General features: G+C 61.0%; 13 protein-coding genes. 8 read left to right on the plus strand and 5 right to left on the minus strand.

What is annotated here, in order from left to right:
* Window positions 1–80: 80 nt before the first annotated feature.
* Window positions 81–1,454: a sigma-54-dependent transcriptional regulator gene (locus E4656_RS01220; RefSeq protein WP_135480446.1), complete on the minus strand. Its 1,374-nt coding sequence runs from the start codon at window positions 1,452–1,454 to the stop codon at window positions 81–83.
* 10 nt (window positions 1,455–1,464) lie between these two features.
* Window positions 1,465–3,702 carry a sensor histidine kinase gene (locus E4656_RS01225; protein ID WP_135480448.1) on the minus strand — a complete coding sequence of 746 codons (2,238 nt, stop codon included), beginning with the start codon at window positions 3,700–3,702 and terminating at the stop codon, window positions 1,465–1,467.
* A gap of 453 nt (window positions 3,703–4,155) precedes the next feature.
* Here E4656_RS01225 and E4656_RS01230 point away from each other — a divergent pair, with 453 nt between their 5' ends.
* The 5 genes from E4656_RS01230 (at window position 4,156) to E4656_RS01250 (ending at window position 12,467) form a co-directional block, all read left to right on the plus strand.
* The gene (locus E4656_RS01230; RefSeq protein WP_135480450.1) at window positions 4,156–5,118 is read left to right on the plus strand and encodes a TAXI family TRAP transporter solute-binding subunit; all 963 of its coding nucleotides are present in this window, start codon (window positions 4,156–4,158) and stop codon (window positions 5,116–5,118) included.
* Between the two features lie 14 nt (window positions 5,119–5,132).
* Complete coding sequence (locus tag E4656_RS01235; RefSeq protein ID WP_135480452.1) at window positions 5,133–5,618, plus strand: DUF1850 domain-containing protein; 486 nt, start codon at window positions 5,133–5,135, stop codon at window positions 5,616–5,618.
* Between the two features lie 34 nt (window positions 5,619–5,652).
* Window positions 5,653–7,653, plus strand: coding sequence for a TRAP transporter permease (locus E4656_RS01240; protein ID WP_135480454.1), 2,001 nt, complete (start codon window positions 5,653–5,655; stop codon window positions 7,651–7,653).
* Window positions 7,654–7,763: 110 nt separating this feature from the next.
* Entirely contained in the window at window positions 7,764–10,325 is a 2,562-nt protein-coding gene (locus E4656_RS01245) for an EAL domain-containing protein (RefSeq protein ID WP_167855883.1), read from the plus strand.
* Between the two features lie 90 nt (window positions 10,326–10,415).
* On the plus strand, window positions 10,416–12,467 hold the full coding sequence (locus tag E4656_RS01250) for a diguanylate cyclase domain-containing protein (protein ID WP_135480458.1): 2,052 nt from the start codon (window positions 10,416–10,418) through the stop codon (window positions 12,465–12,467).
* A 9-nt stretch (window positions 12,468–12,476) separates the two neighbouring features.
* Here the strand turns inward: E4656_RS01250 and E4656_RS01255 are convergent, their stop codons facing one another.
* Window positions 12,477–13,100, minus strand: coding sequence for a rhomboid family intramembrane serine protease (locus tag E4656_RS01255; protein ID WP_135480460.1), 624 nt, complete (start codon window positions 13,098–13,100; stop codon window positions 12,477–12,479).
* Window positions 13,097–13,723, minus strand: a complete 627-nt coding sequence (locus E4656_RS01260) for an SGNH/GDSL hydrolase family protein (RefSeq protein ID WP_135480462.1) — start codon at window positions 13,721–13,723, stop codon at window positions 13,097–13,099. Before E4656_RS01260 ends, E4656_RS01255 begins: the two co-directional genes overlap by 4 nt.
* A 72-nt stretch (window positions 13,724–13,795) precedes the next feature.
* Between E4656_RS01260 and E4656_RS01265 the strand changes: the two genes are divergently transcribed.
* Complete coding sequence (locus tag E4656_RS01265; RefSeq protein ID WP_135480464.1) at window positions 13,796–14,392, plus strand: LemA family protein; 597 nt, start codon at window positions 13,796–13,798, stop codon at window positions 14,390–14,392.
* A gap of 32 nt (window positions 14,393–14,424) precedes the next feature.
* Window positions 14,425–16,383, plus strand: coding sequence for a M48 family metallopeptidase (locus E4656_RS01270; protein WP_135480466.1), 1,959 nt, complete (start codon window positions 14,425–14,427; stop codon window positions 16,381–16,383).
* Between the two features lie 477 nt (window positions 16,384–16,860).
* Here the strand turns inward: E4656_RS01270 and E4656_RS01275 are convergent, their stop codons facing one another.
* On the minus strand, window positions 16,861–17,880 hold the full coding sequence (locus E4656_RS01275; protein WP_135480468.1) for a LacI family DNA-binding transcriptional regulator: 1,020 nt from the start codon (window positions 17,878–17,880) through the stop codon (window positions 16,861–16,863).
* A 156-nt stretch (window positions 17,881–18,036) separates the two neighbouring features.
* On the opposite strand from E4656_RS01275, the gene E4656_RS01280 reads away from it, so the two are divergent.
* Window positions 18,037–20,394, plus strand: a complete 2,358-nt coding sequence (locus tag E4656_RS01280; protein WP_135480470.1) for a glycoside hydrolase family 65 protein — start codon at window positions 18,037–18,039, stop codon at window positions 20,392–20,394.
* The last annotated feature ends 11 nt before the right edge of the window (window positions 20,395–20,405 follow it).

Raw genomic sequence — 20,405 nt, forward strand, 5'->3', positions numbered from 1 at the left:
CTGATCAAATGTCGATAATCCTGCATATTATCGCACATTTGGCAGACTGTGTGAGACCTTGCAGCGGGTGGCTGGGTCGGTCAGGAGCGCTGCAGAAAGTCTTCGCGTTTGAGGCCGTACTTCTGCATTTTCTGGTTCAGCGTGCGGCGGGGCAGGTCGAGCACTTCCATGACCGTTTTCATGTCGCCCTTGTGGTGCGTGAGCTCGGCGCTGATCAGCGCCTTCTCGACCTGCTGCAGACGGGCACTGAGTGACTGCTCGCCATTGCTGTGCCTGGCGCGGTTGCTGCTGCCCAGTTGCAGCAACTCCTGTATCGAGGCCTGGCTGAAGCTCTGCGTCAGCAGGTGGCGCTCGGCGGTGTGGCGCAGTTCGCGCACATTACCGGGCCACTCGTGCAGCTCCAGAGCGATCAGGTCGTCATAGCTCAGTTCCGGCTCGGGCAGGTTGTGCCGCTCGGCCGACTGGCGCAGAAAATGGCTGAACAGCAGCGGAATATCGCCGCTGCGCTCGCGCAGGGTCGGCAACTGGATGTCGGCCACCATCAGGCGGTAGAAGAGATCTTCCCGAAAACGCCCGGCACTGGCGGCGTCGCGCAGGTTTTCCTTGGTGGCGGAAATGACCCGCACATTGACCGCAATGGGCTTGTTCGAGCCGACGCGTACCACCTCGCGCTCCTGCAGAACGCGCAACAGCTTGATCTGGAATTCCATCGACATGCTTTCGATTTCGTCCAGAAAAAGAGTGCCGTTGTGAGCGGCTTCGAAGATGCCCTGACGTGCCTTCTGGGCGCCGGTGAAGGCGCCGGCCTCATGGCCGAACAGTTCGCTCTCGCGCAGGTTCTCCGGTACGGCGGCCACATTGATGGCCACAAAGGGGTGCTCGCGGCGGATGCTGAGGTCGTGCAGGCTGCGCGCCACCAGTTCCTTGCCGGTGCCGGTTTCACCCAGGATGATGATGTCGGCATTGACCCGGGCCAGTGCACGGACCTGGGCGCGTACAGCCTCGATCTGCGGTGACTGGCCGATGATGCGCTCGGCCAGCAGGTCATCTTCGCTGGCGTCATGCAGGGTCGGCATGGTGGCCAGGGTGACCTGGCGCTGCTTGCAGGCCCGCTTGATGGTTTCCACCAGACGTTCGGGCTTGTACGGTTTTTCGACAAAGTCATAGGCGCCGAGCTTCATGGCTTCTACGGCCAGGGCCACGCCGCCATGGCCGGTGATCAGTATCACCGGAATGCGGCTGTCGATTTCGCGCAGCAGGCTCATGCCGTCCATGCCGGGCATGCGAATGTCGGTCACTATGGCGCCCTGAAACTCCGGGCCTATGGCGCCGAGCGCAGTGCGCGCATCGTTGAAGGTCTGTACACGGATGTCGGCCAGGGTGAGCCACTGTTCCAGTGACTCCAGCACTTCCGGGTCATCGTCGATGATGATGGCCTCGTACTTCAGTTGCATACTGGGTTTCTCACTTGATTACCGTGTCGGTTGGCGTTGTCTGCTGCGTGGCCGGCAGTGCCTGGCTGGCGGAGAAGGTCAGGGTGAAGGTGCAGCCCTGACCCGGTTGGCTGTGTACGGCGAGCCGGGCGCCCATGTCCAGTGCCAGGCTGTAGCTGATGGCCAGGCCCAGACCCACACCATCGCCCACGGGCTTGGTGCTGTAGAAGGGTTCGAAAATCTGCGCCTGCTGTTCCGTGCTGATGCCGGGGCCGTTGTCCTGCACCGCCACTTCGGTACCCGGGCTGCCGTCCGAGGCTGGCTGAACGCGGATCTCTATGCGCCCGTCTTTCTGTTCGGACAGGGCATCAATGGCATTGTTGACCAGGTTGACCATGATCTGTTCCAGCATCATGTTGTTGGCCTGTACCGACTGCCTGGAGCTGACCTGCAGGTCACAGTGTATGCCCTGTTCTTCCAGCCGGTGGCTGAGCAGGTCCAGCGCATAGCGCACCGGGGCCTCCAGGGAGATGGTGTCACTGCCGGTATTGCGCTTGCCGGAGAACACCCGCAATTGGCGTGACAAGCGCGACAGCCGGTCAACCAGGGATTCGATTCGCCCCAGATTGGCGTCGACCTGGGCTGGCTTGTCCTGATTCAGCAGCAGGCGGCTGCTGGCGACATAGTTGCTCAGTGCCGTGATGGGCTGGTTGATCTCATGTGCGATGGCCGAGGACATGCGACCCAGCGCCGCCAGCTTCTGGTTCTGCGCCAGTGCCGCCTGGGCTTCCTGCAGGTCGCGCGTGCGGGCTTCCACCCGCGCTTCCAGTTCCTCGTTGGCGCGCTCCAGGCCGATCTGCGCCGCAGTGAGTTCAGTAATGTCCTGTACCGTCAGGATGAATTCGTTATTGTTGCCCACGCGTATCGGGTTCAGCGTATAGAGTACCGGGAAGCGGCTGCCATCACCGCGCAGGCCTTCGCCACGCACGGGGCCCAGCCCGCGGGCTTCGGGCTGCCAGGGCTGCAGCAGGCGCGCGGGAATGCAGCCCGGTTCGGGTTGATCATCCAGAGCTGCCTCGTCGAGCAGGAACAGGGCTCGGGCCTTTTCGTTGATGAACAGCGGCTTGAAGTCGGCATCCAGGTTGAACAGGCCGGCATCCGTATTCTGAATGATGGCGCGCTGGTGCGATTCGCGCTCTGCGGTCAGTTGCGTGACCGTCGACTGGGCCAGTGACCGCCGGTGCCGCTCACGATAGTAGAGCAGGCCGGCGGCGAACAGCACATAGAGCAGCACGATGCCGGTCTGCTGAGCACGCACCACGGTTTTCAGGCTGTCTACCGGCACCCGCCAGTGCATTTCCCAGGGGTAGTCACTGATCGGGGATGAAAACGTCAGTTGCACCCCCTGGTCGCCCAGGTCGAATGCCCGGCTGTTGAGCGGTCCCGGTGCTTCGGCCCGGGTCAGTTCCGGCACGTCGGAAGCACCGTACTGGCGGGTCTCTTCGAGTATGGCCCGGTCCTCGTCCGACAGCGGATAGGTGGCATGATAGTGCCATTCGGGTTCGGAAGAGAGAAAGATCACGCCTTTGTTGTCCGTGACCCAGACAGCATCCCCGGAATAGAGCCAGCTTTCCTCCAGTGGTGCCAGGTCGATCTTGACCACAACCACGCCCAGCACTTCATCGTCCTGCATGACGGGGTGGGAGAAAAACAGCCCGGGAATGCCGGAGGTGGCACCGACGGCATAGTAGAACCCCTGGCCGCCATCCAGAGCATCGATGAAATAGGGTCGGAAGCCATAGTTGCTGCCGACAAAGGTATCTTCGGTCTGATAGTTGCTGGACCAGTGGGTCATGCCGCTGGCATCCATGATGAAAATTTCATCGGAGCCGGCCTGGCGGTTGATCAGGTTGAGCAGGCCGGAGGTTTCCTGTTGGCCGCCGATCAGGGACTGTTCGCTGCTCAACTGACGCAATGGCGTCAGTATACGCGGGTCGGAGGCCAGCACACGGGGCAGGTACTGGTGGCGGTCGATAGTGGCCTGCAGTGAGGTCTGATAGGCGCCCAGACGGCGCTCGGCGAGGTCAGCTGTGCGCATGGCCTCGAGCCGCATCAGCCAGCCATCGGTCAGCATCAGTACCAGCAGCAACAGCAGGCTGCCGCCGATCAGGCCGGTGACCAGGTTCGGCCGCAGGCTGCGTTGACGGATGCGCGTGAGAAAGTCTGGCATCGACTGCAGTGCCACCTGTATTTGTCTTGTCGTTTTCATGAGTGGTTGTTCCGATGGTAGCGCAGCGGGGAGGCGGAGGCCAGTTTCTGTGGGCGGTGGCCCTTGGCCACGCAAACCCTTGTAGGCGGTGGCCCTCGGCCACGCATGGGTGCCTTGGTTCGAATGCGTGAGCAAGGCTCACAGCCCACAATGGAGGCTCATCTGCAGGCGGTGGCCCTTGGCCACGCATGGTGCCAGAACCGGGTATGCCCGGATAGGCAAAATCTTGCTTATGGAAATGAGGGCAGTCAGCGAGCTTTTGCTTACGGCGGAGTGTGGCGGCACCTGATCCGCGCAGCCTGACTCGGGTACAGGCCAATGATTCCGGGAGTGCAGACGATATGTGGCGCTTGGGCAGGGTAGTGGCACAGGGGTTGCAATGATCAGGGCGCTACAGCCCGGTATCGCAATGTCGGGATGAGTGTCACAACAATAAACAGTGGAGAACTCATAATGCGTAAATTAATTCCTGCCCTGGCGCTGGGCATGACCCTGGCCGTCGGTGCCCAGGCTCAGTCATCCCTCTCGATCGCAACCGGTGGTACCGGTGGTGTGTACTATCCCATCGGCGGTGGTCTGGGTGAAATGATCGGTCGTCACATCGATGGCTATTCAGGCGTGGCTGAGGTAACCGGTGCGTCGGTTGAAAACATGGGTCTGATCTTCCGTCAGGATTCCGACCTGGCATTGGCATTGGCCGATACCGTTCTGGCTGCCTATGAAGGCACTGATCCCTTCGAAGGCCGTCAGCTCGACAACATCCGTGCTCTCGGTTCGGTTTACCCGAACGCTGTACAGATCGTTACCCTGCGTGATTCCGGTATCGAGTCTCTGAGTGACCTGGCTGGCGCCCGTGTTTCTGTCGGTGCACCCGGCAGTGGTACAGAAGTCAGCGCGCAGACGCTGCTGGATGCCAACGGCATGAGCTACGATGACTTCAGTTCCACTCAGCGTCTGAACTTCAACGAGACTGCTGATGCGCTGCGTGACGGTGATATCGATGTCGGTTTCTGGAGCGTAGGCCCGCCGACCAGCTCGATCATGAGCCTGGCGACTTCTCGCAACATCCGGGTTATCGAGCTGTCGCAGGAAGAAATCGACAACTCCATCGCGGTGGAGCCGACTTTCGCGCCTTACAACCTGCCGGGTGGCATGTATGACGGTGTTGATTCCAATGTACTGACCATCGGTACCCCCAATGTGCTGGTTGTCAATGAAGCCATGGACGACGAGCTGGCCTACAACATTACTCGCATGATGTATGAGCATGTACAGGAACTGATCGACGTTCACCCGTCCGCTGAGAGTCTGACTGTCGAGTTCAGCATGGATGCCACGCCGATCCCGCTGCACGCTGGCGCACTGCGCTACTACGAGGAAATCGGTGCGGATATTCCTGACCGTCTGCGCCGCTGAGCGCAGTTGACAGAATGAATCGGCAGATCAGAGTTCGATTTGCCGGCATTCTTTGTGGGTTGCTGCTGCCATGGGTAGCGGCAGCCCACGATGCCGTTTATTATCTGGATGTTCATCGTGCCGAGGAACCGGTGCCGATGGCGCGGCTGACGCTGGTGAATTCAGGTGAGTGGTGCCTGCACTGGAATCATTCGGTAGCAGGCTTTCTGGTGCGTGACTGCTTCAGTGTCGAGGCAGGGCAACTGTTTCTGCAGCGCAGTCATCAGCCGGATTTTGCCGCGGGTCTGGACCATGTGCCGGAACGCGGCGAACTGCGCAGCGATGGGCAAGGGGGCTATATAATTGACAACATCAATGAGCCCGTGTCAGACAATCGTTTGCGCCTGCGGGTTGGTTCGGAGCGGGTGTCACACCGCATCGTGAATGGCCGGCAGACTTTCAATTTGTCTCATTATGTTGCCGGAGAGCGAATAGAGCTTCGGCTGGTAAGCCGACCCTGAGGTCGGCGATTGCACAGTTTTCGGGAGTGCTGATATGACCCTGCCCAACGCACCGGGTGTGGATGACCAGCCGCTGATCGAGCGTACCGGTCCCAAACCGCTGATGTGGTTCACCGCTGTGGTGGCCATAGGCCTGTCGTTGTTCCAGCTCTACAGTGCGGGCATACAACCGCTCGGACTCTTCTACCAGCGCACCATCCACCTGGCGCTGGTCATGATGCTGGTGTTCCTGATTTTTCCGCCGCATGGGCGCAAGCGAGGTCCTTTCGCGGCACTGATTGATGTCGGCTTTTTCTGTGCAGCCTTCTATTCCGGCTACTACATCGTCTGGAATCTGGACGAGATCATCAACCGCGCCGGATTCTGGTCGGATCAGGATATTCTGGCCGCCGTCATCGCCACCGTGACCCTGCTGGAAGCCAGTCGCCGGGCTGTCGGTCTGGGTCTCACCGTCATTGGGCTGATCGCCATTCTCTATGCCTTTGCCGGTGCGCGCGGTGAGTTGCCGTGGCTGGGCGAGTGGCTGCCCGGCATACTGAATCACCGCGGTTACAGCATGGAGCGTCTGGCCGCTCAGCTGTATCTGGGGCAGGAAGGTATCTTCGGTATTCCGCTCGGGGTGGCGGCGACCTTTGTCTTTGTATTTGTGCTGTTCGGTGCCGTGCTGGAAACCACCGGTGCCGGACGCTTCTTTATCGATCTGGCCTTTGCCGGTACCGGTCGCCAGCGCGGTGGCCCGGCCAAGGCCGCAGTGCTGGCTTCGGCCACCATGGGGTCCATTTCCGGCAGTGCCATTGCCAATGTGGTCACCAGTGGGTCGTTCACCATTCCGCTGATGAAAAAGCTGGGCTACAAACCGGCGCAGGCCGGTGGTGTGGAAGCGGCTGCCAGCACGGGTGGCCAGATCATGCCGCCGCTGATGGGTGCCGGCGCCTTTCTGATTGCCGAGTACACCGGCACTGCCTACATTGATGTGGTCAAGGTGAGTGTGTTCCCGGCGCTGCTGTATTTCTCCACCGTCTATCTGTTTGTACATATCATTGCGCTCAAACAGGGCATGTCCGGCATGCAGGCTTCGGAGTTGCCGCAGGTCAGGGATGTTCTGATGAAGGGCTGGTATCTGTTGTTGCCGGTGCTGTTGCTGGTGGCGATGCTGGTGGCCGGGTATTCCCCGCTGCGGGTCGGTTTCTGGGCGGTCATCAGTATTCTGGTAGTGGCCGGCCTGAATGGTCTCTGGATGGCCGCACGGCAGGGTCTGCGTGAGAATCGGCTGCTGGATGCACTCTGGCAGGCCTGTCTGAAGGGCTTCCACAAGACTCTGGTTGGCCTCGAACTGGGTGCCCGCAATGCACTGGCGGTCAGTATTGCCTGTGGTGTCGCGGGTATTATTGTGGCGGTCGTGGGTCTGACCGGCCTGGGGCTGAAGTTCTCCTCCATGATGATCGCGCTGTCGGGCGGCAACCTGATTGTGGCCGTGTTCCTGATTGCCATCGCCAGCCTGATTCTGGGCCTGGGTCTGCCGGTGACAGCGGCCTATATCGTGCTGATCATTCTGGTCGGGCCGGCCCTGACGGTTGAATTTGGCGTACCGCTGCTGGTCGCGCACCTGCTGGTGTTCTGGTACTCGCAGGATTCCAACGTGACGCCACCGGTGGCATTGGCGGGCTATGCGGCGGCCGCCATAGCCGGCAGCAAGACGATGGAGACCAGTGTGCAGGCCTGGAAGTTTGCCAAGGGCCTCTATCTGATTCCGCTCTATATGGTCTTCCATCCGGAGATCATCATGGGGGCGTCGCTGGACGTGCTGCTGTGGAAGGGTCTGATGATTATTCTCGGTCTGGCCGCTTTTGCCGCTGCCATCGAGGGTTATCTGTTCACCCGGTTTGCCAACTGGATGCGCGTGGTGACGGCGGTGGCAACCGTGCTGGTGTTCTTCCCCGAGATGTGGCATCAGGCCATTGCCGGCGCCACTATAGTACTGATGCTCACCCTGAACTGGTTGCAGTATCGCCGGGAGAATGCTGCCATGGCCTGATTCTGTGGCGCACCATTTCATGCAAGCCGGGACGGTCAGTGTTAAGCTGCCAGGGACAGGCGGTCTGAACAGAGTTCGCCTGTCCTGATACCGTAATGGAGTCGCCACAGGTGCGCGATCAGATCATGGTAGAGCAAGCAGGCGTGCGCTGGCTGAGGCCGGGAAATACGCCCGCTTCAGCCCTTCTGCGCAGGCTGCTGTTCCTGTTTGCCGTGTTGGCGCCGCTGATGGCAGCGGCGCAGCTGGCAACAGAGGCCCCTCTTGTGCTTACACCAGGACAGGCGCCGCAGTCCGAGCTGTATGGCCCGGTGCTGACCATGACCGGTGATGCCTCGCCGGAGGCGGCCTGGGCCGAACTCAGGCAGGCCGAACCCTCGGCTCCTGTGGGCATCAGTACCGAACCGGTCTGGTCCCTGTTGCCGCTGTTTACCGACTTCCCTGCTGCAGAAACGCATCGCTTTCATGCGGTAATGCGCAGTTATTTCCTGCAGTCGGTGACCTTCTATCTGCTCGATGCGGAAGGCAACCTGCTTGGAACCGAAAGGGCAGGGGCAATGGAAGCGGACAGTTGGAAGCGCTCGGAGACGGACCGGCTCGCGGTCAGCTTCGACCTGGCCGGTGAGCGTCCCTACTATCTGCTGACCCGAACGCTGAGCAACACGCCTCTGGCCAAGGGGCTGCAACTGGTCAGTGATGAAGCACGGTCGCTGCAGCGGGAGCGTCAACGTGCCCTTTATTGGTCGACGCTGTCGATACTGCTGGCGGCCACTGTTTTCAGTGTGGTCATTCTGATGGCTCACCGCGGGCGCACCTATATCTGGTTGCTGGCCTTTCATCTGCAGGCGCTGGTCTATTTCTCGGTGATGGTTGGCTATGGCCACCTGATTTGGCCACCCTGGCTGTTTCAAGTTCTAAGCCAGTCGATCATGGTGCTGAACTTCCTGTTCCTGTTCATCCTGTTTCGCTTCGCGCGTTCCTTTCTGCCCATGACGGATGTGCCCGGTCGTACAGTGCGGCTGAAAGCGGTAACCGGCTGGAGCCTGCTGGTGGCGGCCCTGATCAGTTTGTTCGTGAGTGACCACTACACCTTGCCGCTGTTTGCACTGGCGCTGGTGGTGGTAGTTGCTCTGGTACTGCGTGACGTCGCAAGAGCCATTCGTGCCGGGTACTGGCCGGGCTGGATACTGTTGCTGGCCATGGCAATGCAGGCACTGGGAGGTGTGGTCGGTACCTCGGCCTTTCTGCATGCGTTGCCGGTCAACGTCTTCACACTGAATGCCTATATGGTGTCGACGCTGGTGGCGCTTGGGGTGCTTTCTTTCAGTGTGGCGTTGCGTCTGCGTTATATCGAATCGGCGCAGCGCAAAATGGTGCTGCGCGATGCTGCCACAGGCTACCCCAGTCGGGCCTATGTCTCGGAGGTGCTGGCACCCCTGTGGGATGAACTCCTGCAGCGGCACGGGCAGATGTGGCTGGTCATGGTGAAGGTGATCAATCTGGATGATGTGCACTCCATGCTGGGGCCGCGTGCGGCCGAGGCGGTCAGTCTGGAACTGCTGCAACAGCTGGACCCGCAGTTGCAGGCTTTGGGCTGGGCAATGGAGTTGCCGGGTGTTCCGGACTGCCATCTGTGTCTGATCAATCGTGATGAGGCGGTATTTGTGGTGGCTCCCGCCCATGCCGATAAGTTCCGGCCGGAGCAAATGTTCCGTTTTACGCGGGCGCGGGTTAATTTCCAGGGCAGCCAGCTTTATATTCGCGGTCGTTGTGCCGTATACCGCTGTACGCTGCCGGATGAACCGTTGGAGCAGGCGCTGCGTAAACTCACAACAGTGATGGTATCAACCCGTGACGAAAACGTGCGCATTGCCGAGTACAGCCGCGCCATGGATCACCGTTTTCAGCGCCGGCACTGGCTGGCCGGTGAGTTGCAGTCGGCATTGCAGCAGGGGGCGCTGAGTTTCTGTATTCAGCCACAGTATGACCTGCAGTCAGGTTGTCTGGTCGGTGGTGAGCTGCTGGCGCGCTGGTATCATCCTGTGGCTGGTGCCATCGGGCCGGCAGAGTTTATCCCATTGGCGGAGAAAACCGGCCTGGTCAGCCGGATTACCCGGCACATGCTGGACAGTGCCCTGTCCTGGCTGCACCGGCACCCTGATGCCGATATCCGGCTGGCGCTGAATCTGTCCGCTGCCGACCTGGATAACCCTGACCTGCTAGACTGGGTGGACGCTGCTTTTGAACGCTGGCCGCAGGCGCCGCACAGGCTCTTTCTGGAGATCACCGAATCGGACATGATGCGCAACCGCGAGCTGTCCCTGCAGCACGTAGCGGCACTGAAATCCAGGGGCGTCGGGTTGGCTATTGATGATTTCGGCACCGGCTACAGCTCGCTGAGTTATCTCAGTCATATCCTGCCGGATGAGATCAAGATTGACCGCAGCTTTGTGGAGCGCATGCACAGTGGTGATATTGACCGCTCTATTGTGCAGTCGGTGATCCAGTTGGCCCACAGTCTGCGAGCAGTAACGGTGGCCGAGGGTATTGAAACGGCCGAGCAACTGCAGGTGCTGCAGGAAGCTGGCTGTCATCGGGGTCAGGGCTATTACTGGCATCGACCACTGGACGAGGCCGCTTTTACAGCCCTGGTGGTACAGATGATGCAAGACTGATCATTCCAGATTCATGAAGCAGTAAGTGCACAGGGCGGGTCGAGTGCGGTCGGACCAGATCCCCTCGGGTCGGTGAAACAGGAGAGCCGAATGGGCGTCGATTGTGGTTTGCAGCAAGTCGGGTGGCAGTCTGCCCACGTGCTGGTTGTCTTGCTGCTGGCCGCTCTGGCTAACGCGGTTGTGGCCGAGGAGCCCCGCCAGCAGGGTCGCTGGATAGCGGCGACTGCACCGGATTCACTGGCGGAAGGTGCCGCGCCGGGGGCGGGGTCGGCTCCCAGCCTGACCGGGGGCGAATACTGGCATGAACTGACGGTGCAGGTGCCGGAATCCGGCGACTGGGTGCTGGACTTCCAGAATACGGCGGTGATCGCGCGTTTCGAGCATTTTGTGCTGGCTGCGGATGGAACAGAAGTCGGCCATTTTCGGGGCGGCCTGACTGACCCGGAGCCCGATACCTTTCTGTTGCGTCATGGGCGCCGTATCGAGTTGCCCGTCGGCGAGTATCGCATACTGACCCGTCTTGAGAGCCCATTCTATCTGGCTGTGCCGGTGCCGGCCCTGTACATGACAGAGAGCTACCGTGTGCAGATCCGCGCGCCCATTGTCTTTACGCTGATGGGCATGGGTATTTTTGGTGCCCTGGCTTTCTATTACCTGTGCATGGGCCTGTTGCGACGATCAGTATCGGATCTGCTCTATGTCGGCTTTATTCTGGGCAACCTGTTGTTTTTTGGCACCGTGCTGATGGCGTACCGGGCAGTTGCGCTGACCCCGCCAATTTATATGGCCGGTGTGCCCATACTGATCTCCAACCTCTGCTATGTACTGTTCGTCATGTGGTTGCTGGGTATCAGCCGGCAACGACATCCCAGAGTCCATGCTCTGGGCTCCGGGATTTGCACGGTCCTGGTCCTGTTCTGGCCGTTGGCCCTGCTGGCACCGAACTGGTCTCTCGAGTTGTCTCGCTACGGTGTGGGTCTGATGGCGGTATACGGCATGGTGGCCGGTATAACCCGGGCGCGTCTGGGTGACCGTGTGGGCTGGTTGTATCTGGTGGCCAATCTGTCGTTTCTGGTACCGGCAATGCTGGCCATTTCGGCCCGTGAACTGAATGTCGGCAGCCTGTTTCTGATTGAACATCTGGGCTTGCTGGCCGTGCTGCTGGAAGTGATGCTGCTGTCACTGGTGATTTCCTATCAGGTCGGACGCATGCAGCGACGTGAAGCCCGCAACAAGGTGCTGGAAGAGCAATCGGTACTGTTGCAGAGTCTGACCAGTCAGGTGCCGGGAGCAGTCTATCAGTTTCAGCTGTGGCCTGATGGGCGGGTCAGTATTCCCTTCGCCAGCGCCGGTATGGAAACCCTGTTCGGGTACCCGGTCGAGAAAATATGTGAGCAGCCCGAGCTGGCTTTCAATCGTATCCACAAGGAGGATATTGACGCGGTCTGGCAGTCGATCTGGACGTCAGCCAGCCAGTTGGCAATCTGGGAACAGGATTTTCGCCTGTACCGCCAGGGAGCTGAAGCGGTCTGGGTCCATGGGCGGGCTACACCGCAGTTGCAGCCGGATCAGAGCGTGCTCTGGCACGGCTTTATCAACGATGTCACCCAGCGTCGTGCAGCGGAGGAACAGGTGCGCCACCTGGCCGAGCATGATCCGCTGACCGGCTGCCTGAACCGAGCCAGCCTGCAGCGACAATTGTCGAGAGCGCTGAGGGCCGCACCTGCAGACTGCTCGCCCCTGGCGCTGCTGTTTATTGATCTGGATGGATTCAAACCACTGAATGATACACACGGACATGGGTTGGGTGACGAGTTGTTGCAGGGCGTGGCCGCAACCATCAAGGGAGTGCTGCGCCACTCGGACGTGGTTGCCCGCCTGGGTGGTGACGAGTTCCTGGTCCTGCTGTATCCGGTACTGGATGCAGAGAATGCCGTGGCTGTCGCCGAGAAGATACGGGCCCGCATAGAGCAACTGACCATTGCGGCTGAGCGTGAACTGAGCCTGAGTGCCAGCATCGGCGTGGCCCTGTACCCGCAGCATGGCAGTGATCAGCACAGCCTGATTGATGCGGCAGATGCTGCCATGTACCGGGCCAAGGCTGCCGGGCGTAACCGGGTCTTGCTGGCGGCGACCGACTGAAGCCCGGAATCAGCGTTGCAGCAGCCGGTATCTGACCAGCGGCAGGGTTGCAAAGCCCAGTATGGCCCCGGCAGCCAGCCCGCCAAGATGAGCGGCGTTGTCGATCATCGGGACGGTGAAACCCAATGCCAGATTGATGCCGACAAAGACCACGGTACCGCGCAGAAACTGACCCCGAATCTCGGGGCGGAAGAGGTCACTGAGCAGCAGGGCCAGAAAGTAACCGTACAGCCCGAAAATGGCCCCCGAGGCGCCGACACTGACCGCACCGTAATTGAAATAGACACTGGTCAGGCTGGCCAGGGCGCCGGTCAGCAGATACAGACCGGTATAGAGCCAGCGTCCGAGCAGCGGTTCGAGCATGATGCCGATGTTGGCCAGAATCAGGGTGTTGAACACCAGATGCAGCAGGCCTCCATGCAGAAACACACTGCTCAGCAGGCGCCACCACTGGCCGTCACTGGTCCAGGGGCCGAAATTGGCGCCCCAGTGTGCCAGTACCTCGGCGGGGAACCACATCACCTGCTGTGTCAGCAGCACGAAGAAAACAAAGATGGCACTGTTCAGATAGATGATCAGCGGCGTGATGACATAACCGCGCCTGGGGGTCAGCAACTGGGCAATAGGGCTCATGACAGCTGGCGTACCTTGTCGGCAATGACTTCGCCAAGCATGCGATGGGCGTTGGCATCCAGATGAATGCCATCCACTTCGCTGGAGACCACGAACTCGCCGGCATCCAGGCAGGGTACATCCAGCTCCCTGGCCATGCGGGCGAACTCCTGAGCCAGCCCGACTGAACGCTCGGCGGCACCGGCAAAGGCATCGCGAGGCAGGTCCACGGCGCGCGCCGGGGGCGGGCAGATCACCAAAATGGGCAGGTCCTCGCCACTGAATTCCCGGGTCAGTTCGACCAGGGTGCCCACATTGTTGGCGATCATGGCGGCGCTGGCATTGAAGCGGCGTTTCAGGTCATTGGTGCCGAGCATCAGTATGACCAGGTCCAGCGGCGCACAGGTGGCCAGGCTGACCGGCAGATGGTCGCGTCCGCACAGATGGTCGCCCTGTACCGGATCCCGGTAACAGGTGGTGCGGCCGCAGAGCCCGTGCTCATAGATCTGATAGTCCTCGCCCAGTTGCTGGGACAGCACTCCGGGCCAGCGTTGTCCCGGACTGTAGCGTTCAATGTCTTCTCCGGGCAGCGCCGGTGGCGCGCCCCAGGTATTGGAATCTCCGTAACAGAGAATACTGGGCATGCAGTTGTTTCCTGAGTGTTCAAGCGTGATACTATTTTCGCCACTGACCAATGCCCAGTGCAAGGAATGATCATGGAGCTTTCGACCATTATTACATTGGCGGTGATTGCGGCTATCGTGCTGTATATCATCGCAATCTACAACCGCTTGGTATCACTGCGTAACCGATTCCAGAACGCCTTCGCCCAGATCGAGGTGCAGCTCAAGCGCCGGCACGATCTGATTCCCAATCTGGTGGAGACCGCCAAGGGTTATCTCAAGCATGAACGGGAGACACTGGAATCCGTCACCGAGGCTCGCAACACCGCCATCGCCGGTCTGAAGGCAGCGGCAGAGAATCCGGGCAGTGCCAAGGCCATGGCCGATCTTGGCGGGGCCGAGGGTGCGTTGACGCAGGCGCTGGGACGCCTCAACGTGGTGATGGAAGCCTATCCGGATCTGAAGGCATCGCAGAACATGCAGCAGCTGTCGGAAGAACTCACCAGTACCGAGAACAAGGTGGCGTTCGCGCGCCAGTCCTTCAATGACGCCGTGATGAACTACAACACCTATCGCCAGAGCTTTCCGCCGGTGGCACTGGCCGGACTGTTCGGCCATACGCAGGACGCCTCCCTGCTGGAGTTCGAAGACAGTGCCCAGATCCAGGCGGCACCCCAGGTATCGTTCTGAACATCGGCTGAAACAACAGGGAACCGCTACCCATGGATTTCTTCACCGCTCAGGATCACGCCCGGCGCAAAACCGGGCATCTGGTCATCCTGCTGATACTGGCCGTACTGGCACTGATTGCGGTTACCACGTTGGTGATCGCCATTGCCGTGCACCTGATGGGTGGTGTACAGCCCTCGGGCCCGCCCGGTTCGCCGCAGACAGTCGACCTCTCGGTGCAGGGCCTGGCGTCCGCACTCACGTTCGAACTGGTGGCGGGTGTGGCCGCAGTGGTACTGGCCATTGTGGTGCTGGGCAGCCTGTTCAAGCAGATGCAACTGAGCCGTGGGGGCCGGGCCGTGGCAGAAGCGCTGGGCGGCCGCGAAATCAACCTCAATACCCGTGATGCCGATGAACGACGCATTCTCAATGTGGTCGAGGAAATGGCCATTGCCTCCGGCACGCCAGTGCCCTCGGTCTATGTGCTGGAAGACGAAAGCATCAATGCCTTTGCGGCCGGGCACAGGCCCGGAAATGCCGTTATCGGCATTACGCGGGGCACCATCCGCAACCTGACGCGGGAAGAACTACAGGGCGTGGTGGCCCATGAATTCAGCCACATCATGCATGGAGACATGCGGCTGAACATGCGTCTGGTCAGTGTGCTGCACGGCATACTGGTGATCGGCCTGCTCGGTGGCACGCTGCTGCGCAGCATGCGCTACCGGCGTATTGGCGGTGGCCGACGCGACAACTCAGCGGTGGCGATTCTGGGTATGGGCGCAGCATTGATGCTGATCGGCTATGCCGGCACCTTCTTTGGCAACCTGATCAAATCAGCCGTCAGCCGGCAGCGCGAATACCTGGCCGATGCATCGGCGGTGCAGTTTACGCGCAACCCGCAGGGTATCGGCGGTGCTCTGGTCAAGGTGGGCACCCACACCCGGGGCTCCTATCTGGAGGCCGCGCAGGCGGCGGAATTCAGCCATCTGTTTTTCGGTCAGGGGCTGCGCCTCGGCTTCAACCGCATGATGGCGACGCACCCGCCGATAGAAGACCGCATCAAGCGTGTCATGCCGGACTGGGATGGCCGCTTCCAGGTCACCTGGCCGACGGCGCAGGCGGAGACTGAAACAGCATCCGAAGATTCCGCAAAAGATAGTGCCAAAAGCGCCCGGACTGTGGGCATGATGGCCGGTGCTGCCGTTCTGACCGGAGCCTCCGCCCGCTCCGCCATTGGAGCCATGGGCCAGCCCGATCAGCGGCATCTGGACCTGGCCAGAGCCACGCTGGATGCATTGCCGGAGTCGATCAGAACGGCGGCGCACGAGCCTTTTGCCGCGCGCGCCCTGATGTATGCCCTGTTGCTCAGTCAGGACCGTGAAGTACGAGCAAGGCAATTGCAGTCCCTGGAGCAGGCTGCACTGCCGGATGTGTATCGTGAACTGCAGCACCATGCGCAGGAGGTGCTGCTGCTGGATGATCAGTTGCGGCTGCCGCTGGTGGAACTGGCGCTGCCAGCGCTTAAGTCTCTGTCCGAGGAGCAGGCCCGGCACTTCCGTCACTGCATGGGCCTGCTGATCAAGGCCGATGGTCAGGTCAGCCTGTTCGAGTGGACTCTGTACCAGATGCTGCTGCACAACATGAGCGAGCGCGATACCGGGTCAGCCAATCGCAAGCTGAAAGATCTGCAGCCTGAGTGTCAGGTCCTGCTCTCGGTGCTGGCCGCTGCCGGGCAGGATGACCCCGCCGAGATCCATGCTGCCCTGCATGCGGCAGAAAAGGAACTGCCCTTTGCGCTGGCACCGACCGAAGAGCCGCCTGGCATGGGCGCACTGAATCAGGCGGTAGAGAAGCTGCGGCGTCTGCGCCCGCTGCAGAAACCGGCACTGCTGAAAGCCATGGCCCGCTGCATAGAACACAGCGGCGAGATTCGTCCGGCCGAAGCCGAACTCTTTCGTGCCGTCGCCGACATGCTCGACTGTCCCATGCCGCCCCTGCTGACCGAATGAACCCGGCAAGGGGTGCCTGAAGCTCCACCCTGTAGCGAGGGACGCAAGTCCCGACCGGGCCCGAGAGGCCTCTGCCAGCCCCGACAGACCGCGAACCGTGGTGCCTTGTTTCCGGCTGTCGCTGGTCCCCGTCGGGCGGGCCACAAACTCCCTGCGCTCAGACAAGCGGCCCGCTGATCCTCCGGGTCCTGCGCGCCATCCGGCGGCACCACAAATGGTTCGCTTGCCTGCCGGGGCCTGGCAGGACGCTTCCTCAAGGCCCCGAACACAACCCTGCCTCCTGACTGACCTGTAGCGAGCGACGCAAGTCGCGATAGGCGGTGTAGCGGCCCCTCACGTGGGCCTGTCGGCCCAATCGGCACTTGCGTGCCTCGCTACAGGAGTTCGGAGGCACGGGTTGGAGCCGCCTGTACCCGAGCCTGGCGACGGGAACGTGGCAGGATCTGGAGGCGCACTGCGCGTCTGCGGCAACTGCGATCAGGACTCCCGCTGAATCAACTTCACCGGCAGGGTGGTGGAGCGCACCTTCTGCTCCTTGACCTGGGCCAGCACCTTCTTGACCAGGGTGCGGGCACCGCGTTCGATATCCTGGCGTACCGTGGTCAGAGCCGGCGTATAGACGTTGGCCATGGGAATGTCGTCATAGCCGACCACCGACACATCCTCCGGTACCCGATAGCCCAGGTTCTGCAGAGCCTTGATAGAGCCCATCGCCACCATGTCGCTGGCCGTCACCAGACCATCGAAGGTCAGGCCTCCGGCCTGGGTGAGCAGGGCTGCCATATGGTCCTGCGCCGACTCGAAGCGGAAGCTCTTCAGCAGCAGTTTTTCCGCCACGGGTTCCAGGCCGGCTTCCTGCAATGCATTCAGATAGCCCTGCTGGCGGTCGCTGATCTCCGGATGGCGGATATCGCCCAGAAAGGCAATGCGGCGGCAGCCCCGGCGCAGCAGATACTCGGTGGCCAGGCGCCCGCCCTGCACATTGTCACTGCCCACCACACAGTAATCGACGTCTTCGTTCACGGAACCCCAGACCACCAGCGGATCACCGGAGGCATAGAGGGTTTTCAGGGGCAGGTCGTACTTGCCGGCACCAATGATGATGATGCCATCGGCACGTCGGGAGGCGATCAGATGGGTGTGCCAGTCCTTGCGGTTCAGCGCCGTGCTGGCGAACAGCAGGCTGTAGCCGGCCCGGTTCAGTTCATCGGCAATGGTGCTGATCATGTCCATCATGAAGGGGTCGGTGAAGGACTGACCGGTATGGATCTCGGTATTGATCACCACAGCAATGGTATGGGTACGGCGCAGCCGCAGGTTGCGGGCACCCATGTTCATGCGATAGTTCAGCTTGTGCGCCAGTTGGTGAATGCGCTCGCGGGTGTCGATATTGATCGCTGGGTTATTGTTCAGCGCCCGTGACACGGTCGACTCGGAGACGCCGGCCAGACGAGCGATATCGGCCATGGACACAGTGCTGCCGGGCTTTTCTGCCATCCTCTGTATCTGCTCCCTCTTTACCCACTTCGGCGCTGCCGGGTTCAATGATTATGCACACTCTGCCGGTTGCTGCAATCGATTGCGCCAGACCGCTGCATTGAGTAAAGTGTGCCACCCTTTGACAGCAATGACGACCAGCAGGCAATTCTCCTGATGAAGCACGCGAATAAGCGACCGCAAAGCACCCATCCCCATCCCTGGCAAGTCAGCGAAACCACCTGGCAGCCGGACGACTATGCGCTGAATGCCACCCTGTTTGCCCAGGCCAATGGCCTGCTCGGTGTGCGCGGCACTTTCGAGGAGGGCCTGAGTGGTGATGAGGCCGAACGCGGCTGTTATCTCAATGGCGTCTATTGCCGGGAACCCATTCGCTACGGCGAAAGTGCCTACGGCTATGCACGCCACAATGAGCGCATTGCCTCGGCGCCTGATCCTTTCGCCCTGCGGCTGAGCCTGGATGGCCAGCCTGTCGATCTGCGCACGGGTGACGTCAGTGCGTACCAGCGCCACCTGGATCTGCGCACCGGGGAAGTCCGCCGGCAACTGGTGTGGCAGGGCAGTGATGGTACCCGTCTGCAACTGGAAAGCCGCCGCCTGGTGTCGCTGGCAGAGCGCGACATGGCCGTACTGGAGTACAGAGTCACCGCGCTGGACCGACCGGTGGCCCTCACCCTGACGCCGGAGCTGGATGCACTGCCGCCCATGCCGGAGGCCAGTGATGACCCGCGCGCCGGCTCTGCAGTGGACCCGGATGATATCGAAGCGCTGCATTTCAGCGCCCAGGCCCAGCAACTGGCGCTGGCTTCGCGTATTCGCAGCAGCGAGTTCCGGATATTCAGTGTCGCGGATCACCAGCTCAGTGGGCCTGACACCGTGGCGCTCAGCCATGACAGTCGGCCGGGCCATGTCCATCTGAGTGCAGCCTTTGAACTGGCTGCCGGCGAAAGCCTGACCCTGACCCGGCGTGTCATCTATGCCTTTGATCGTGCCGGCAGTGAGCCGGCCGTGGCCCGCATCGAACAGCTGAGCGAGCGTCTGACCACCTTGCCGGGCGACTATCAGGGCTACCTGACGGCGCAACAGACTGTGCTGGAGCGTTTCTGGGCCGACTCGGATGTGGAGATTGCGGGCAACCCGCATCTGCAGCAGGGCATGCGCTTCAACCTGTTTCATCTCTGCCAGTCGGTCGGTCGTGACGGCTTCAACAATGTCGCCGCCAAGGGGCTGACCGGGCACGGCTATGACGGTCACTACTTCTGGGATACCGAGATCTATATCCTGCCGTTTTTTCTCTATACCCAGCCCGAGCTGGCGCGTGAACTGCTGCGCTACCGCTACTCGATTCTGGATGCCGCCCGTGCCCGGGCGCGGGAAATGTCAATAGAGCGTGGCTGCCTGTTCCCCTGGCGCACCATCGGCGGCGAGGAATGCTCGGCCTACTATCCGGCCGGTACGGCGCAGTACCATATCAATGCCGATATTGCCCATGCGGTAAAACAGTACCATCAGGTCACCGGCGACGATGACTTCATGCTCGACTACGGCGCCGAGATCGTGCTGGAAAGTGCGCGCATGTGGCTGTGTCTGGGCCATTTCAATGCTGCCCATGAAGGGCAGTTCTGTATTGACGGCGTAACCGGGCCGGATGAGTACACCGCCGTCGTCAACAACAACTACTTCACCAATGCCATGGCGCAGGCGCATTTGCGTCATGCCGCAGAACTGGTAGGCTGGCTGCAGGCACAGGCCCCGCAGTGCGCCAGCGAGCTGCTGGGTCGCCTGCAGATCGACAGTTCGGAAGTGGAAGCCTGGCAGCGTGCGGCCGACCGGATGTACCTGCCCCGGGATGCAGCCACTGGCCTGCACCTGCAGGATGACAGCTTTCTGGAGAAGAAGCGCTGGGATTTCGAAGCCACACCGGCTGACCACTACCCATTGCTGCTGCACTATCACCCGCTGGTGATCTACCGCCATCAGGTCTGCAAGCAGGCCGATCTGGTACTGGCCATGCTGTTGCTGAGTGATCAGTTCACGCAGGAAGAGAAGCGCCGCAACTTTGACTACTATGAAGCGGTCACCACCCACGACTCCACGCTGTCGGCCTGCATTCACTGTATTCTGGCCGCCGAGCTGGGTGACGCCGACAAGGCAGCAGCCTATTTCGAGCAGGTTGCGCGCATGGATCTGGACAACAATCACGGCAACACCCGCCACGGTATTCATACCGCCTGCATGGGCGGTACCTGGCTCTGTGTGGTGCAGGGCTTTGCCGGCATGCGCGTGAGCACTTCCGGCCAGTTGCGCTTCCGGCCGCAGCCCGTAGCCGGCATGAACGGCTACCGTTTTCGCCTGCGCCATCAGGGCGTCCTGCTCAGCGTCAGTGTGGAGGCTGCGCAGGTGGTCTATCAGTTGCCCGAGGGCGGCAAGCTGACATTGCAGCACGGCGACGACAATCTGGTACTCGATGGCACCACGCCGGCAGTCCGGGAACTGATTCAGACCGCAGCCTGACATCCCCGGGC

Source organism: Natronospirillum operosum (assembly GCF_004768465.1).
Lineage (GTDB): Bacteria > Pseudomonadota > Gammaproteobacteria > Pseudomonadales > Natronospirillaceae > Natronospirillum > Natronospirillum operosum.

What these genes read in the sequence shown, in the direction of transcription:
- E4656_RS01220 (WP_135480446.1), bottom strand. Translation starts at nt 1,454, where the DNA reads ATGCAACTGAAGTACGAGGCCATCATCATCGACGATGACCCGGAAGTG.
- E4656_RS01225 (WP_135480448.1), bottom strand. Translation starts at nt 3,702, where the DNA reads ATGAAAACGACAAGACAAATACAGGTGGCACTGCAGTCGATGCCAGAC.
- E4656_RS01230 (WP_135480450.1), top strand. Translation starts at nt 4,156, where the DNA reads ATGCGTAAATTAATTCCTGCCCTGGCGCTGGGCATGACCCTGGCCGTC.
- E4656_RS01235 (WP_135480452.1), top strand. Translation starts at nt 5,133, where the DNA reads ATGAATCGGCAGATCAGAGTTCGATTTGCCGGCATTCTTTGTGGGTTG.
- E4656_RS01240 (WP_135480454.1), top strand. Translation starts at nt 5,653, where the DNA reads ATGACCCTGCCCAACGCACCGGGTGTGGATGACCAGCCGCTGATCGAG.
- E4656_RS01250 (WP_135480458.1), top strand. Translation starts at nt 10,416, where the DNA reads ATGGGCGTCGATTGTGGTTTGCAGCAAGTCGGGTGGCAGTCTGCCCAC.
- E4656_RS01255 (WP_135480460.1), bottom strand. Translation starts at nt 13,100, where the DNA reads ATGAGCCCTATTGCCCAGTTGCTGACCCCCAGGCGCGGTTATGTCATC.
- E4656_RS01260 (WP_135480462.1), bottom strand. Translation starts at nt 13,723, where the DNA reads ATGCCCAGTATTCTCTGTTACGGAGATTCCAATACCTGGGGCGCGCCA.
- E4656_RS01265 (WP_135480464.1), top strand. Translation starts at nt 13,796, where the DNA reads ATGGAGCTTTCGACCATTATTACATTGGCGGTGATTGCGGCTATCGTG.
- E4656_RS01270 (WP_135480466.1), top strand. Translation starts at nt 14,425, where the DNA reads ATGGATTTCTTCACCGCTCAGGATCACGCCCGGCGCAAAACCGGGCAT.
- E4656_RS01275 (WP_135480468.1), bottom strand. Translation starts at nt 17,880, where the DNA reads ATGGCAGAAAAGCCCGGCAGCACTGTGTCCATGGCCGATATCGCTCGT.
- E4656_RS01280 (WP_135480470.1), top strand. Translation starts at nt 18,037, where the DNA reads ATGAAGCACGCGAATAAGCGACCGCAAAGCACCCATCCCCATCCCTGG.